Annotated in this window: 13 protein-coding genes; 7 read left to right on the plus strand and 6 right to left on the minus strand. The window is 60.3% G+C overall.

Annotated features, from left to right (window positions below):
- Nucleotides 1-97 precede the first annotated feature (97 nt).
- A complete protein-coding gene (locus BM116_RS01035; protein WP_083724445.1) occupies nt 98-2,116 on the plus strand; it encodes a methyl-accepting chemotaxis protein in 2,019 nt (672 codons plus the stop codon).
- A 16-nt stretch (nt 2,117-2,132) separates the two neighbouring features.
- Here BM116_RS01035 and BM116_RS01040 read toward each other — a convergent pair whose 3' ends face one another.
- From BM116_RS01040 to BM116_RS01050, 3 genes are read right to left on the minus strand one after another with little or no spacing between them, the layout of a single operon-like run.
- Nucleotides 2,133-2,699, minus strand: a complete 567-nt coding sequence (locus BM116_RS01040) for a cob(I)yrinic acid a,c-diamide adenosyltransferase (protein ID WP_083724443.1) — start codon at nt 2,697-2,699, stop codon at nt 2,133-2,135.
- 48 nt (nt 2,700-2,747) lie between these two features.
- A complete protein-coding gene (locus tag BM116_RS01045; RefSeq protein WP_083724441.1) occupies nt 2,748-3,656 on the minus strand; it encodes a 2-dehydropantoate 2-reductase in 909 nt (302 codons plus the stop codon).
- A gap of 4 nt (nt 3,657-3,660) precedes the next feature.
- Nucleotides 3,661-4,617: a GGDEF domain-containing response regulator gene (locus tag BM116_RS01050; RefSeq protein WP_083724439.1), complete on the minus strand. Its 957-nt coding sequence runs from the start codon at nt 4,615-4,617 to the stop codon at nt 3,661-3,663.
- Between the two features lie 103 nt (nt 4,618-4,720).
- Here BM116_RS01050 and BM116_RS01055 point away from each other — a divergent pair, with 103 nt between their 5' ends.
- Nucleotides 4,721-5,206 carry a YajQ family cyclic di-GMP-binding protein gene (locus BM116_RS01055; protein WP_083724437.1) on the plus strand — a complete coding sequence of 162 codons (486 nt, stop codon included), beginning with the start codon at nt 4,721-4,723 and terminating at the stop codon, nt 5,204-5,206.
- A 39-nt stretch (nt 5,207-5,245) separates the two neighbouring features.
- A complete protein-coding gene (locus tag BM116_RS01060) occupies nt 5,246-6,085 on the plus strand; it encodes a mechanosensitive ion channel family protein (protein WP_083724435.1) in 840 nt (279 codons plus the stop codon).
- Between the two features lie 69 nt (nt 6,086-6,154).
- Here the strand turns inward: BM116_RS01060 and BM116_RS01065 are convergent, their stop codons facing one another.
- Nucleotides 6,155-7,525: an AmpG family muropeptide MFS transporter gene (locus BM116_RS01065; RefSeq protein WP_083724433.1), complete on the minus strand. Its 1,371-nt coding sequence runs from the start codon at nt 7,523-7,525 to the stop codon at nt 6,155-6,157.
- 21 nt (nt 7,526-7,546) lie between these two features.
- Complete coding sequence (locus tag BM116_RS01070; protein ID WP_211276241.1) at nt 7,547-7,882, minus strand: MGMT family protein; 336 nt, start codon at nt 7,880-7,882, stop codon at nt 7,547-7,549.
- Nucleotides 7,883-7,938: 56 nt separating this feature from the next.
- Here BM116_RS01070 and BM116_RS01075 point away from each other — a divergent pair, with 56 nt between their 5' ends.
- Nucleotides 7,939-8,955, plus strand: a complete 1,017-nt coding sequence (locus BM116_RS01075; protein ID WP_083724429.1) for a DUF481 domain-containing protein — start codon at nt 7,939-7,941, stop codon at nt 8,953-8,955.
- Between the two features lie 52 nt (nt 8,956-9,007).
- Here the strand turns inward: BM116_RS01075 and BM116_RS01080 are convergent, their stop codons facing one another.
- Nucleotides 9,008-9,766, minus strand: coding sequence for an SDR family oxidoreductase (locus BM116_RS01080; protein ID WP_083724427.1), 759 nt, complete (start codon nt 9,764-9,766; stop codon nt 9,008-9,010).
- Between the two features lie 211 nt (nt 9,767-9,977).
- Here BM116_RS01080 and BM116_RS01085 point away from each other — a divergent pair, with 211 nt between their 5' ends.
- From BM116_RS01085 to groL, 3 genes are all read left to right on the plus strand, one after another.
- Nucleotides 9,978-10,427 (plus strand): FxsA family protein, encoded by a 450-nt coding sequence (locus BM116_RS01085; protein ID WP_083724425.1) that lies wholly within the window; start codon nt 9,978-9,980, stop codon nt 10,425-10,427.
- 204 nt (nt 10,428-10,631) lie between these two features.
- Entirely contained in the window at nt 10,632-10,925 is a 294-nt protein-coding gene (locus BM116_RS01090) for a co-chaperone GroES (RefSeq protein ID WP_083724423.1), read from the plus strand.
- 48 nt (nt 10,926-10,973) lie between these two features.
- Nucleotides 10,974-12,620, plus strand: a complete 1,647-nt coding sequence (gene groL, locus BM116_RS01095; protein WP_083724421.1) for a chaperonin GroEL — start codon at nt 10,974-10,976, stop codon at nt 12,618-12,620.
- Nucleotides 12,621-13,236 lie beyond the last annotated feature (616 nt).

Genomic DNA, 13,236 nt, shown 5'->3' on the forward strand with positions numbered 1-13,236 from the left:
GCATGCTCCCGTCAGCGGATAACATTAGAACAATCAGCGCCACGTCAGTTGGCGTATAGCCCCATCCGCAGGGCGGTACACTTAGGAGAACACTCGGGTGAATAGTCTTCTGGCGCCTGCCATCGCGTTGATGAACCGTCTCAGCTACGGCATGAAGTTCTGCTTGATCAGCGTCCTGTTTTTTGTCCCCCTCGGTATTGTCAGTACCATGCTGGTGCAGCAGTCCTATGAGCGTGTCGAGGTGACTCGGCATGCGCTCGATAGTCTGGAGGTTGTGCAAGGCGTATCCAAAGCCATGCGCAGTGCCGAGCTGGTGCGCGACCTGGATGTGATCAACTTGCGCATTGGGCAGGGCGGCGAGTCATCCGGCATTGAGGAGCGCCTGACCGAACTGCGTGGCGAGTTGTTGCAGCAATTGCGCGATCTGCCGCTGGATGCCGCCGACCCGGCGGCAGCCGATGTGCTGCAGATGCGCGATCAACTGATTGCCAGCTATGAAGAGATTGCCCGCGAGTCGATTATTTCGCGCAGCGGCATGTCGGCCCAGGCGCTGGACAGCATGGGCAGCCTGCTCAACCTGACAGCCGCCTACGCCGGCCTGCCGCAGGACTTTGACCGCAATGTGCGTGAGCTGACCGAGCTGCTTATTGCTACCACCCCGCAGGTCACCTCAACCCTGGGGCAGGGGCGCGCGACCGGTGCCTACTCCATGGGGCTGGGTTTTCTCAACTCTGACGCCAGCCGCGAGATGGATGAGCTGGTGACGCTTCTGCAGAAGCTGGGCACCGATTATCAGCAGGTGCTGGATCAGTCCGTGGGAGTAACCGGTAATGCCGCGCTGCAGTCTGCGGCAGCGCGCAGCCGCGAAAGTATTGATAACGCCTCGCTGATCTTTGAAGAGGACGTCATTATCGCTGCCTCGCTGGACAGTACCTGGAGCGCGTTTTTCGACCAGCTAACCGCCGAGGTGGACGCTACCTACACGCTGAAAACCGCGATCTTTGATTATCTAGGCGCACAGCTGGACCAGCGTCTGGCGCAGGACGAGCGGGCGATGATGGTGCTGATCGTTGCGCTGCTGGCCGTGGGGCTTGCCATTATCTATCTGTACGCGGGCTTCTATATGGCGACCCGTCGTACCCTCAAGCGCCTGTCGCAGCAGATGGGCCAGGTTGCCCGTGGCGACATGACCGTGCAAGTAGAAGTGGATAGTCGCGATGAGCTGGGTGCGCTGGCCAGCGATTTCAACAACACCGTGCTGCGCGTACGCGAGCTGATTCAGCAGGTCAGCGTGACCTCCGGGCAGGTTCAGGGGCAGTCGCGCGAGGTAGAGCAGATTTCTGCCGAGAGCAGCCAATCGGTCGCTGCCCAGCGTAGCCAGATTGAGCAGGTGGCAACCGCCATGAATGAAATGGCTGCCACCTCTCAGGAAGTGGCGCGCAGCGCCGCGCTGGCGGTGAACAACGCCGAGCAGGTCAATACCGAGACCCTCAACGGACGCCGCCTGGTTGAGTCCTCTGTCGATGGCATCGAGAAACTGGCGGGCGAGATTGCAAATTCGGTTCGCGTGATCAACCAACTGGCTGAGGACAGTGCGTCGATCAGTCGGGTGCTGGATGTGATCAAGGGCGTTGCCGAGCAAACCAACCTGCTGGCGCTCAACGCGGCCATTGAGGCGGCACGTGCCGGTGAGCAGGGGCGAGGCTTTGCTGTGGTAGCCGACGAGGTGCGCACCCTGGCACGTCGTACGCAGCAGTCGACCGAAGAGATCGAGCAGATGATCGTACGTCTGCAAGACGGCGTCGGCGCGGCAGTGCGGGCCATGGACAGCAGTCATGGCATGACCGCCTCCACCGTGGATGCGTCGCTGCGTGTGCAGCAGGGGCTGGACAGCATTCTCAAGGCTGTGACCCAGATTGTTGATCAAAGCCAGCAGATTGCTGCGGCGGCCGAGCAGCAGACGGTGGTCAGCCACGATATCGACCAGAATATCGTGCAGATCAACGAAGCCGGCGAGCGCACCGCTGCTGGCGCCCGCCGGGCTGAGGAAGCCAGTGGCCGCATGGGTCAGCTGGTGCAGTCCCTGCAGGGCATTATTAACGCTTTCAAGGTCTAGGCAAACGGCGCCGTGCTCAGGCCTCTGGCTTGGGCTTCGGCGCCCAGAGCACTTCCTCTGTGGCCTGCAGCCGAGCAATGCTGCGGGCCACCACAAACAGCAGGTCAGACAGGCGGTTGAGATAGATCGCCGACTGATTGTTGACCTCTTCCAGTACCGCCAACCCCAGATAATGACGTTCGGCACGGCGACATACGCTGCGCACCAGGTGCGCCTGCGCGATCAGCGGTGAGCCGCCGGGCAGGATAAAGTTCTCCAGGGGCGCCAGTGATGCGTTGTAGTGATCGATCAGTGTTTCCAGCGCTGAGACATCGCTGGCGTCAATAATGTCGTGCCCGGGCACGGCTAGTTCACCGCCCAGGTCGAACAGGCGGTGCTGCAGGGGGATCAGGTGGGTTTTCAGCTCGCTCAGTTCGGGTGCATCCAGCTGACTCAGCAGCAGGCCAAGCTGACAATTCAACTCGTCAACATCGCCCATCGCCTCCACGCGCGGATGGTCCTTGCCAATGCGCGCCCCATTGGCAAGGCCGGTTTCGCCGCCGTCGCCGGTGCGCGTATAGAGTTTGCTGAGGCGGTAGCCCATGAAATGCTCTCCGGTTGAGTGGAAATGTGGAGTCTAACCCGCCAGCGCTCAGTCGGTGGGTAGCTGATGCTGCCGCAGGCAGTCTTTGGCCGCGTCGAGCAAGCGTTCCAGTGCGGGTACTTGCAGCCCGTGTTGGCTCGCTTGGCGGCAGGCGTAGCCAAGGATGTAGTCGATCTCGGTGCGCCGGCCGGCGTGCAGGTCCTGGCGCATGGAGGAGCTGTTGGCGGCGGTGCTGCGAATGACGTCGTGCACCAGTGGGGCGAGGTCTTCTGTCACGCCCTTCAGGTTTAGCAGCTCCTGCAGTTCTGCCAGGCAGCTATCCAGCCAGGCGCCGGCCTGTGCTGGTACCTCGCCATTGTGACAGTCATAGATCAGGGTAAAGGGGTTGATGGCGCAGTTGATTGCCAGCTTGCGCCACAGCGTTGGCATGATCGGGGTCTGCCAGCGCCAGTCGAACAGGGCGGTCGAGAGGCGATTGAGCCATTCCGGGCAGGGCGTGCCGGTGTCGAGCGGACCGACAACCGAGCTGCCGCGGCCGGCCCAGGTTAGCTCGCCCGGCGCCGGTTGCCAGGCGCCGTCGGTGACGCTGGCGGCGAATACCTGCTGCGCCCGGCAGGCCTGGGCGACGGCCTGCTGGGAGCCAAGCCCGTTTTGCAGCATCAGGATGTCGCCGGCTGGGCGCAGACGATGCCGTAGTTGCCTGACCGCCTCAAGCGCCGAGTGCGCCTTGGTGGCGACAATTAGGTGACGGATCATCCGTGCGGTATCGGGCGTTTCAAAATTCAGCGTCAGCGTGTGGTTGCCGGTGTCGTCGTTGAACCGCAGGCGGTTGCTACGTTGCTGCCACGCTTGCAGCTGCTCGGCATTGCGCACTATCACCCGGCAGGCGATATCGGCCTGCTGCAGGCGTGCGGCCCAGAGCAGGCCGAGGCTGCCGGCACCAAGAATGTACAGCACGGGCTCAGGACAGCCGGGTTTCGGTAATCAGATTGGTTTCGTAGGCTTCGGTCAGTTTGGCCTCGACCTGCTCCAGCATCTGTTCTGGCTCGGGCAGTGCCTGTTTGTCGGTCAGGGTGCACAGCACCATGCCGGCACGAATGGACAGATACCCTTCGCTGGTCTTGAAGGCTTTCAGGTTCAGGCCGTCGTGCAGGCGGCGGAAGCTGGCCGGTTTTAGATCGCTCGCCTCGTCAGCCAGGGTGAGAATGGCAAAGGCGTTGCTGTCGACACGGGCGATAACATCCGTCGGGCGCACCAGCTGCTGCAGGCGGCGTGCGGTGCCGCGCAGCACTTCCTGGCGTACGGTATCGCCAAAGCGCTCGCTCAGGCTGGACAGGTTTTGTACGCCCATGACGACCAGGCAGCAGGCGCCGCCGCGTGACTCGACGCTGCGCAGGGCGTCGCTGAGGCGCTGCAGCAGATAGCGACGGTTGCCAATGGCGGTCAGGCGATCAACCAGGTTGTGCTCTTCGAGCTGCGCGTTGTTGGTCGCCAGCAGGCGGTTTTCATCCAGCAGGCGGTTGATCAGCTGCGAGGTGCGGTCGGCGGCGAAAATGCGGGGTAGCAATTGCTCGTTCATCGACGACTTGCTGATGAAGTCGTCGACGCCGCGATCAAAGGCTTCGCTGAGGACGTTGTCACCTTCGCGGGCCGTCAGCAGTACCACGTAGGTGTAATGGTCGGCCTGCTCGTCCAGCTGGCGGATGCGGGTGGTCAGCTCCAGGCCGTCCATTTCGGGCATCAGCCAGTCGGCGACCATGACGCTGGCGGGGCGCTCTTCATGCATGCTCAAGGCATCCATGGCCGAGCTGGCGAAGCGAATGTCGTTATAGCCGGCCTGGCTCAGTGTGTGGCCGATGACCGCGCTGCTGAACTTGGTGTCATCAACCACCAGAATACTGAGTTGGGGATTCGGCATGAGGTGCTCCCTGCTGGACGTTAAGCAATCTCGTTATAATGCCACGAGGGTATACTGTTGTTTTGCAATCAACATCATATATTTGCGATTTAGGGGTAGATGCATGCCGTCCTTTGACGTGGTGTCCGAACTGGGCAAACATGAAGTGACCAACGCGGTGGATAACGCCAAGAAAGAGCTGGAGCGGCGTTACGATCTGCGCGGCAAGGGCAGCTTCGAGTTCAACGACAAGCAGCAGCAGATCACCCTGATCGGTGATGCCGACTTTCAGCTCGATCAGATGATGCAGATTCTCGAGCTGAGTCTGACCAAACGCAACATCGATATCCGCTGCCTGAAGGCCAATGAACCCTTTGCCTCAGGCAAGCAGGTCAAGCAGACTGTGGAGCTCAAGGAAGGTATCGACAAGGAACTTGCCAAGAAAATCGTTGCCTTGATCAAGGACTCCAAGCTCAAGGTACAGGCAGCTATCCAGGGTGAACAGGTACGGGTAACGGGCAAGAAGCGTGACGACCTGCAGAATGTGATGGCGCTACTGCGCGGCAGCGAGCTGGAGATGCCGCTGCAGTACAACAATTTTCGCGACTGAATTTCAGTCGGATATTTTTAGAAGCAAAAGGGGAATGTAATGGAACAATTGATGGAGAAGCTGCAGGGGCTGGAGGAAGCCTGGCTGCCGCTGGTGATCGAATACGGTAGCAAGCTGTTTCTGGCACTGCTGACGCTTGTCATCGGCTGGTGGCTGGTTGGTCGCGTGGTCAAGGCGATGGACGCCGTGATGAACAAGCGCAACGTCGAGCCTACGCTGCACGGCTTTGTGTCCGCGCTGGTGTCGATTGCCCTGAAGGTCCTGCTGCTGATTACCGTTGCCGGCATGGTCGGTATCGAAACCACCTCGTTCATTGCCATGTTGGGTGCTGCCGGTCTGGCCGTTGGCCTGGCATTGCAGGGCAGCCTGGCCAACTTTGCCGGCGGCGCGCTGATTCTGTTCCTGCGTCCGTTCCGCGCTGGTGAGTACATCGAAGCCCAGGGCGTTGGCGGTACCGTCGACAGCATTCAGATCTTCAACACCATTCTGAAAACGCCGGACAACAAGACCGTGATCATCCCGAACGGCAGCCTGTCCAACGGCAATATCATCAACTACTCACGTCAGCCGACCCGCCGGGTCGACCTGAACATCGGCATTGATTACGGCGACGACGTGAAAAAGGCGCGCTCCATTCTGCTTGGGCTGGCTGCAGCCGACAGTCGCGTGCTGAAAGACCCGGAGGCCGTTGTCTGGCTGGTGTCGCTGGGCGACAACTCGGTGAACCTGTCGTTGCGCATGTGGACCAAGACCGAAGATTTCTGGGGCGTGTTCTGGGATATCCAGGAGCAGGCCAAGGAAGCCTTCGACGCACAGGGGATCACCATTCCCTTCCCGCAGCGCACCGTGCACATGGTTACCGAAGCGGCAGCAGAGTAATCATCAGCGCTGTACAGAAAACCCGGCTCCGGCCGGGTTTTCTGCGTTATGGGCTTTGGTTATTTGCGCTTAGTCGATGCCGGGGCGGGCAACGTGATCCGGATGCGCCAGTTTCAGCAGGGCAAAGGCGAGGATGATCGCTGGCAGGCCGGTCAGCGCGGTCACGCAGAAGAAGCCGATCCAGCCCAGCTGGGTGGCCAGCAGGCCGGTAAAACCGGCGGCAAACTGTCCGGGCAGGGTCATCAGTGAGCTGAACAGGGCGTACTGCGTCGCGGTGTAGGCGGTGTTGGTCAGGCTCGACAGATAGGCGATGAAGACAGAAATGGCCAGGCCACCAGTGATGTTGTCGGCGATGATCGCGAGCACCAGCCCCTGCGGCTCGGGGCCGAGATAGGCCAGCCAGGCGAATATCAGGTTGGTTGCCGGTGCCATAAAGGCGGTCAGGATCAGAATGGGCGCAATGCCGAAGCGCGCGACCATAAAGCCGCCCAGCGCTGCACCGCCCAGCGTCATGGCCAGGCCGAAGGCAGCGGCGATATTGGCGATTTGCTCCTTGCTGAAGCCGATGTCCAGGTAGAAGGGGTTGGCCATGGTGCCCATGAAAATGTCGCTGATACGGAACGTGGCGACAAACAGCAGAATGACTATGGCAACGCGCCCATAGCGACCAAAGAACTCGGTGAAGGGGGCGACAAAGGCGTTGGTTGCCCATCGCGAGAGCGCTCCGCGCCAGCCGCTGCCGGTGTTGCCGAGTTGCTGGCTGAGGGCGCGCTCGGCGATCTCTGCCTCCTGGTTGGCGTGGACCTCGGGCTCGGCGATGCACAGCGTGGTGATCAGCCCCACCAGCATCAAACCAGCCATCAGCGCATAAGCGCTGCTCCAGTCTTGCAGAGCGGCAATGTGCAGGGCGCCAGCGCCTGCCGCCAGAATCGCCACGCGGTAGCCGGTGACGTAGGTGGCCGCCATGGCCGCCTGCCGGTGGCGCGCTTCGGCTTCGACCCGGTAGGCGTCAATGGCGACATCCTGGGTCGCTGAGCCAAAGGCGGCCAGCACGGCCCAGAGCGCAACCCACTCTAGGTGCTCCAACGGGTTGCTCAATGACATGCCAAGCAGGGCGCCGGCAATCACCAGCTGCGCCAACAGCATCCAGCTGCGGCGGCGTCCGAGCAGCCGCGTCAGCACGGGTACAGGCAGACGATCGATCAGTGGTGCCCAGAGCACCTTGATCGAGTGCGCCATGCCCACCCAGCTGAGAAAGCCGATAGACGCCAGCTCCACGCCAATGTCGCGCAGCCAGGCGCTGAAGGTGCCGCCAACCAGCAACAGTGGCAGACCGGCGGAAAAGCCGAGGAACAGCATGCCGATGACGCGCGGCTTGAGGTAGACTCGCAGCCCCTCGTGGGCCTGCTCTGGGGGTTGCCGGGTGGTGTCGAGACTCATGGGTGTCCTTGTGGCGCTGGCTCAGGCATCTGGCCAGCCATAGTGTTGCAGGTTGACGCGACCATTGCGCACCAGTACGCCTTCGGCGCTCAGGCGGGCCCGTTGTTCCCGTCCGGCTGGTGTATCAGCGCCGAGTGACAGCTTGCCCTGGCTATTGAGCACGCGATGCCACGGCAGGCTTGAGCCCTCAGGGAGCTGCCCCAACCAGCGTCCGACCAGCCGTGCGCCTCGGCCCAGCCCGGCCAGCGCCGCCAGTCTGCCGTAGCTGGTGACGCGGCCCGGCGGGATGCTGGCCAACGCCAGAAAGAAGGCATCTCGGCGCGGGTCCGGCGTCTCGGCCCGGAACGTGCGGGGCATTTGCTGGTCATTCATGCAAGGTTTTCTGTTTTCTCGACTTATCAGGGTGCGCGTTGATGATGTTGCGTCAGGTGGTAGTGGGTTCGCTGTTGGCTGTGGTTTCGATGGGCAGTGTCGCCGATACGCTGTGGCTCGACAATGGGGATCGTGTAAGCGGCAAGGTGGAGTTTCTCGATGCCGGCAAGCTGGTGCTGCGCACCGAATACGCCGGTACGGTGTCGGTCGACATTGCTCGGGTGCGCACCTTTACCAGCGAAGAGCCGGTGCTGGTTCGCCTGAAGAACGGCAATGAGTACACCGTCCAGCTGGCTGAAGCCGAAGCGCCGGGCGAGGTCATGCTGCGCGTGCCCAATCGCAGGCCGGTAGCAACGCAGATCTCGTCGATCCAGCGTTTGCTGGTACCCAGGCCGGTGGTGCATGACATGGTCTGGGAGGGCGACATCACCGCAGAGCTGGACCTCAAGGACACCTCCGGCAACGAGAAGCGTGAGATCGATATCGATCTGGCCTCCAGCCTGCAGCACGGCCGCTGGCGGCATGACGTGGCGCTGGATTATGACCGTGACTATACCGATGACGTGGAGACCAGCCATACGCTGGACGCCTCCTACGACCTGAACCGCTTTCTTACCGACCAGTGGTTCTGGTCCAGCCGCTTGCGCTACAAGCGCGACCATCTCGAGGAGCTGGCCCGCCAGCGTCAATTTGGCACCGGCCCCGGTTATCAGTGGTGGAACAACGCGCTGGGGCGCTTTGAAACCTCGGTGCTGGCAAGCCGCTGGTGGACCGAACAACGCGACGGCACGCGCGACAAGTACGACGCATTGGGGCTGCAGTGGGATTATCGGCGCTACCTGTTCGGCAAGCGCTTTGAGCTGTTTCATAACGCAGAAACGCAGTTGCCGGATGATCCGTCGGTACGTTACCTGATGGATGCTGAGCTGGGGCTGCGCTATCGCCTGACCAGTTGGGCGTCGCTGAGCATCAAAGGGGAGTGGGATTACCTCAATACCACGGATGACACCGGGTATCACGACACTACCTACACCCTGGGGCTGGGTGTGGGCTGGTAGCAAGAGGCCGTGCCGGCGACAGACGTCACCGGCACGGCCTCTTTACCTGGTTCTAGATGCGCAGACCGCCGTCCAGTTCCAGTACGCGACCGGTGTAGTAGTCGTTCTCGAACAGGTAGGCTGCCGAGTGGGCGATTTCTGCCGGCTTGCCCATGCGCTTGAGCGGAATACCGGAGGTCATCTTCTCCAGTGCTTCCGGCTTCATGCTGCCGGTCATCTCGGTTTCGATGAAGCCGGGAGCGATACCGGCAACGCGGATACCATAGCGCGACAGCTCCTTGGCCCAGGTTACGGTCATTGCAGCCACACCGGCCTTGGCGGCGGAGTAGTTGGACTGACCGATGTTGCCGGCGCGGGAGATTGAGGAGATGTTGATGATCAGGCCCGGGGTGCCCAGCTCGATCATCTTGGCCGCCACTTCACGGGTGCCCAGGAAGACGCCGGTCAGGTTGACGTCAATGACCGACTGCCACTGCGCCATGCTCATTTTCTGGATCTGGCCGTCTTTTGCCTTCAGCAGCAGACCGTCGCGCAGGATGCCGGCATTGTTGATCAGGCCGTGAATGGCGCCAAAGTCGTCGGCAACCTGGTTCACCATGTGGGTAACCTGCTCTTCGTTGGCAACGTTGCAGATGTAGGAGCGCGCATCGCCACCAGCCTGCTTGCAGGCTGCAACGGCAGCATCCAGCGCCTCCTGGTTGAGATCGACCAGCGCCAGCTTGGCTCCCTTGGCCGCCAGGAACTCGCCCATGGCCCGGCCCAGGCCCTGGCCGCCACCGGTAATGATGATCACGCTGTCTTGCAGTTGCATCAGACACTCCTCGCAATGGGTAGTTGGAATAGGTGCGCAAGCATGCACCAGATTTAGCTGACTTTGAAGACCTGAGCCTGCATTCAAGTCACTTTATGACTATGTCTTGGCATCTGACTTTGGGCAGCAGGCCGACCACTGATTGGCAGGAACCTTGAAAGCCGCGACGGTCATACCCATATATCAAGAACCTGTCCATTACGAGGTGCGTATGCCCCTGTTCAGATTCCTTCTTCTGCTCCTTCCCTTTATGGAGCTGGCCAGCCTTATCCTGCTTGGCCAGCGCATCGGGGTCGGCGCAACCCTGCTTTGGGTGCTGGGTACCGGCCTGTTGGGTCTGGTGCTGATCCAGCGCCAGGGCTGGTCGATGTTGCAACAACTGCAGATCCGCATGGCGGAGAACCGCTCGCCCTTTGCGGTACTGAAAACCGGCATGTGGTGGTTGCTGGCCGGTGTGCTGCTGATGATTCCGGGCCTGATTACCGATACCCTGGCCGTCGCCTGCCTGGTCATGGCGCTGGTTTCGCGTGGCAAGCCTGCCCCTGGTGAGCCGGGCGGCCCCACAGTCTGGCGTCGTGGCAACACCACCATCATTGAGGGTGAATGGCAGCCGGACGATCCGTCCCAGGTGCGGCCGGATCGTCGGGTTGAGCGCGACTGAAAAAAAATTCTGCACCTGCTCTTGAAATCGCCTTGCCAAGCCCTATCTAGAAATCACCGGTTTGGCTGGCCCCGCGAAAGGGTGGGGCCACGAACAGCGACGGGCCGTGCGGCCCGTCACTCGAACTCGCCTAGCGGGTTCGGATTACAACGCAAGAACGCCGGCTTCCGGCATTTGAGATCATTTATTGGGAGACACACAACGATGAAAATTCGTCCGTTACACGATCGCGTAGTCGTTCGTCGCAGCGAAGAAGAAACCAAGACCGCTGGCGGTATCGTGCTGCCCGGTTCGGCCGCTGAAAAGCCGAATACCGGCGTTATCGTTGCTGTAGGTACCGGGCGTCTGCAAGACAACGGTGAAGTTCGTGCGCTCGCCGTCAAAGAAGGCGACAAGGTGGTATTCGGTCCTTACTCCGGCAACAACACCATCAAGGTTGATGGTGAAGACCTGCTGATCATGAGCGAGTCCGAAATCTACGGTGTAATCGAAGGCTGATCCAGCCGCCGCTAACCCCTTAACGAATTCATTTGAAGGAAAGCAATCATGGCTGCAAAAGAAGTTAAATTCGGTATTTCCGGTCGCAACAAAATGCTGGACGGCGTCAACACGCTGGCCAACGCAGTAAAAGCTACCCTGGGTCCGAAGGGCCGCAACGTGCTGATCGAGCGCAGCTTCGGCGCGCCGCTGATCACTAAAGACGGTGTTTCCGTTGCCAAAGAAATCGAACTGAAAGACAAGTTCGAAAACATGGGCGCCCAACTGGTCAAAGACGTTGCCTCCCGCGCCAATGACGACGCTGGTGACGGTACTACCACTGCTACCGTACTGGCTCAGGCTATCGTTACCGAAGGTCTGAAAGCGGTTGCTGCTGGCATGAACCCGATGGATCTCAAGCGCGGTATCGACAAAGCCACCGCTGGTATCGTTGCCGAGCTGAAAAATCTGGCCAAGCCCTGTGCCGACTCCAAGGCCATCGCCCAGGTAGGCACCATCTCTGCCAACTCTGACGAGTCCGTCGGCAGCATCATCGCCGAAGCTATGGACCGCGTTGGTAAAGAAGGCGTCATCACCGTTGAAGAAGGTTCCGGCCTGGAAAACGAACTGTCTGTTGTTGAAGGCATGCAGTTTGACCGCGGCTACCTGTCTCCCTATTTCGTCAACAAGCCGGAAACCATGTCCGCTGACCTGGACAACCCGTACATCCTGCTGGTCGACAAGAAAATCTCCAACATCCGCGAACTGCTGCCGGTGCTGGAAGCCGTTGCCAAGGCTGGTCGTCCGCTGATGATCGTTGCTGAAGACGTTGAAGGCGAAGCGCTGGCTACTCTGGTTGTCAACAACATGCGCGGCATCGTCAAGGTTGCTGCTGTCAAGGCACCGGGCTTCGGCGACCGTCGTAAGGCCATGCTGCAGGACATCGCCATCCTGACCGGTGGTACTGTGATCAGCGAAGAAGTTGGCCTGAGCCTGGAAACCACTACTCTGGAGCACCTGGGTCAAGCCAAGAGCGTTCAGATCAACAAGGACAACTCCACTGTTGTTGACGGCGCTGGCGCCAAGGCTGACATCGAAGCCCGCGTTAACCAGATTCGCAAGCAGGTTGAAGACACCACCTCCGACTACGACCGTGAGAAGCTGCAAGAGCGTCTGGCCAAGCTGGCTGGCGGTGTTGCCGTAATCAAGGTTGGCGCTGCTACCGAAGTTGAAATGAAAGAGAAGAAGCACCGCGTAGAAGACGCGCTGCACGCTACTCGTGCTGCGGTAGAAGAAGGTGTGGTTCCTGGCGGCGGTGTTGCCCTGGTCCGTACCCTGGCTGCCATCGACGGTCTGACTGGCGACAACGAAGACCAGAACGTCGGTATCAAGCTGCTGCGCCGCGCTGTTGAAGCGCCGCTGCGTCAGATCGTTGCCAACGCCGGTGAAGAAGCCGCTGTTGTGCTGGAAAAAGTACGCGGTGGCGAAGGTAACTTCGGCTACAACGCTGCTACCGGCGAATACGGTGACATGATCGCAATGGGTATTCTGGACCCGGCCAAGGTAACCCGCAGCGCGCTGCAGGCTGCTGCGTCCGTAGCCAGCCTGATGATCACCACTGAAGCCATGATCGCCGAGCTGCCGGAAGAGAAGCCGGCTGCAATGCCTGACATGGGCGGCATGGGTGGTATGGGTGGCATGGGCGGCATGATGTAGTGCGACGAGAGTCGCTGTAGGTAGCTAGCCTAGCGGGCTACATCCAGTGGTCTCCAGTATCTTTGGAGGCCACTTTCCCGCAGAAAATAGCATCTAAAACCCGGATCCGGGCAACTTGCCCGGTTTCGGACACCCAAAAGGTGATCGTTACAGGGTAGGTGCGTCCTGAATTTGGAGCATTACCCGCTCAAAATTCTCTTGTAAGCCATTGTCGAATTGGCTGGCAAGGGATCCTCGTTTAAGACTGCTTGGCAGCTCTCTATGGGCGCAAGCTGTATCTGTCATTGTCTCAGCCTGAAGCCGTTAGGTAGATGGTGGTGAGACCTTTTGTTCAGCCAAAAGTAGCCTAGGGATAGTGCGTCACTGGTAACGGTGGGGTGCGAAGCTTCCTGACAATGTAGTCCCACGATGTCTGTGGTGTGTGGTCACCGTGAGGTGCCATGCAAAACCTGCGAGCAACACGCGGGGGCGACGCTAGGCTGGTTGGTATGGTCAACGTAAGTGAACTGCTGATAAACACCGTCAACCGCATGGAGCCAAAGTTGCTGACAGGCTTCGACCAAAATGGTGCATGACTGGTTGTCTCTTTTACATCTGGGGACACGCTGACAATAAG

The sequence above is a fragment of the Halopseudomonas pachastrellae genome (genome assembly GCF_900114765.1).
Taxonomy (GTDB): Bacteria; Pseudomonadota; Gammaproteobacteria; order Pseudomonadales; family Pseudomonadaceae; genus Halopseudomonas; species Halopseudomonas pachastrellae.

Coding starts and splice junctions, on each gene's coding strand:
- BM116_RS01040 (WP_083724443.1), bottom strand. CDS start 2,699: ATGGGCTACCGCCTCAGCAAACTCTATACGCGCACCGGCGACGGCGGC.
- BM116_RS01050 (WP_083724439.1), bottom strand. CDS start 4,617: ATGCCGAATCCCCAACTCAGTATTCTGGTGGTTGATGACACCAAGTTC.
- BM116_RS01055 (WP_083724437.1), top strand. CDS start 4,721: ATGCCGTCCTTTGACGTGGTGTCCGAACTGGGCAAACATGAAGTGACC.
- BM116_RS01060 (WP_083724435.1), top strand. CDS start 5,246: ATGGAACAATTGATGGAGAAGCTGCAGGGGCTGGAGGAAGCCTGGCTG.
- BM116_RS01065 (WP_083724433.1), bottom strand. CDS start 7,525: ATGAGTCTCGACACCACCCGGCAACCCCCAGAGCAGGCCCACGAGGGG.
- BM116_RS01070 (WP_211276241.1), bottom strand. CDS start 7,882: ATGCCCCGCACGTTCCGGGCCGAGACGCCGGACCCGCGCCGAGATGCC.
- BM116_RS01075 (WP_083724429.1), top strand. CDS start 7,939: ATGATGTTGCGTCAGGTGGTAGTGGGTTCGCTGTTGGCTGTGGTTTCG.
- BM116_RS01080 (WP_083724427.1), bottom strand. CDS start 9,766: ATGCAACTGCAAGACAGCGTGATCATCATTACCGGTGGCGGCCAGGGC.
- BM116_RS01085 (WP_083724425.1), top strand. CDS start 9,978: ATGCCCCTGTTCAGATTCCTTCTTCTGCTCCTTCCCTTTATGGAGCTG.
- BM116_RS01090 (WP_083724423.1), top strand. CDS start 10,632: ATGAAAATTCGTCCGTTACACGATCGCGTAGTCGTTCGTCGCAGCGAA.
- groL (WP_083724421.1), top strand. CDS start 10,974: ATGGCTGCAAAAGAAGTTAAATTCGGTATTTCCGGTCGCAACAAAATG.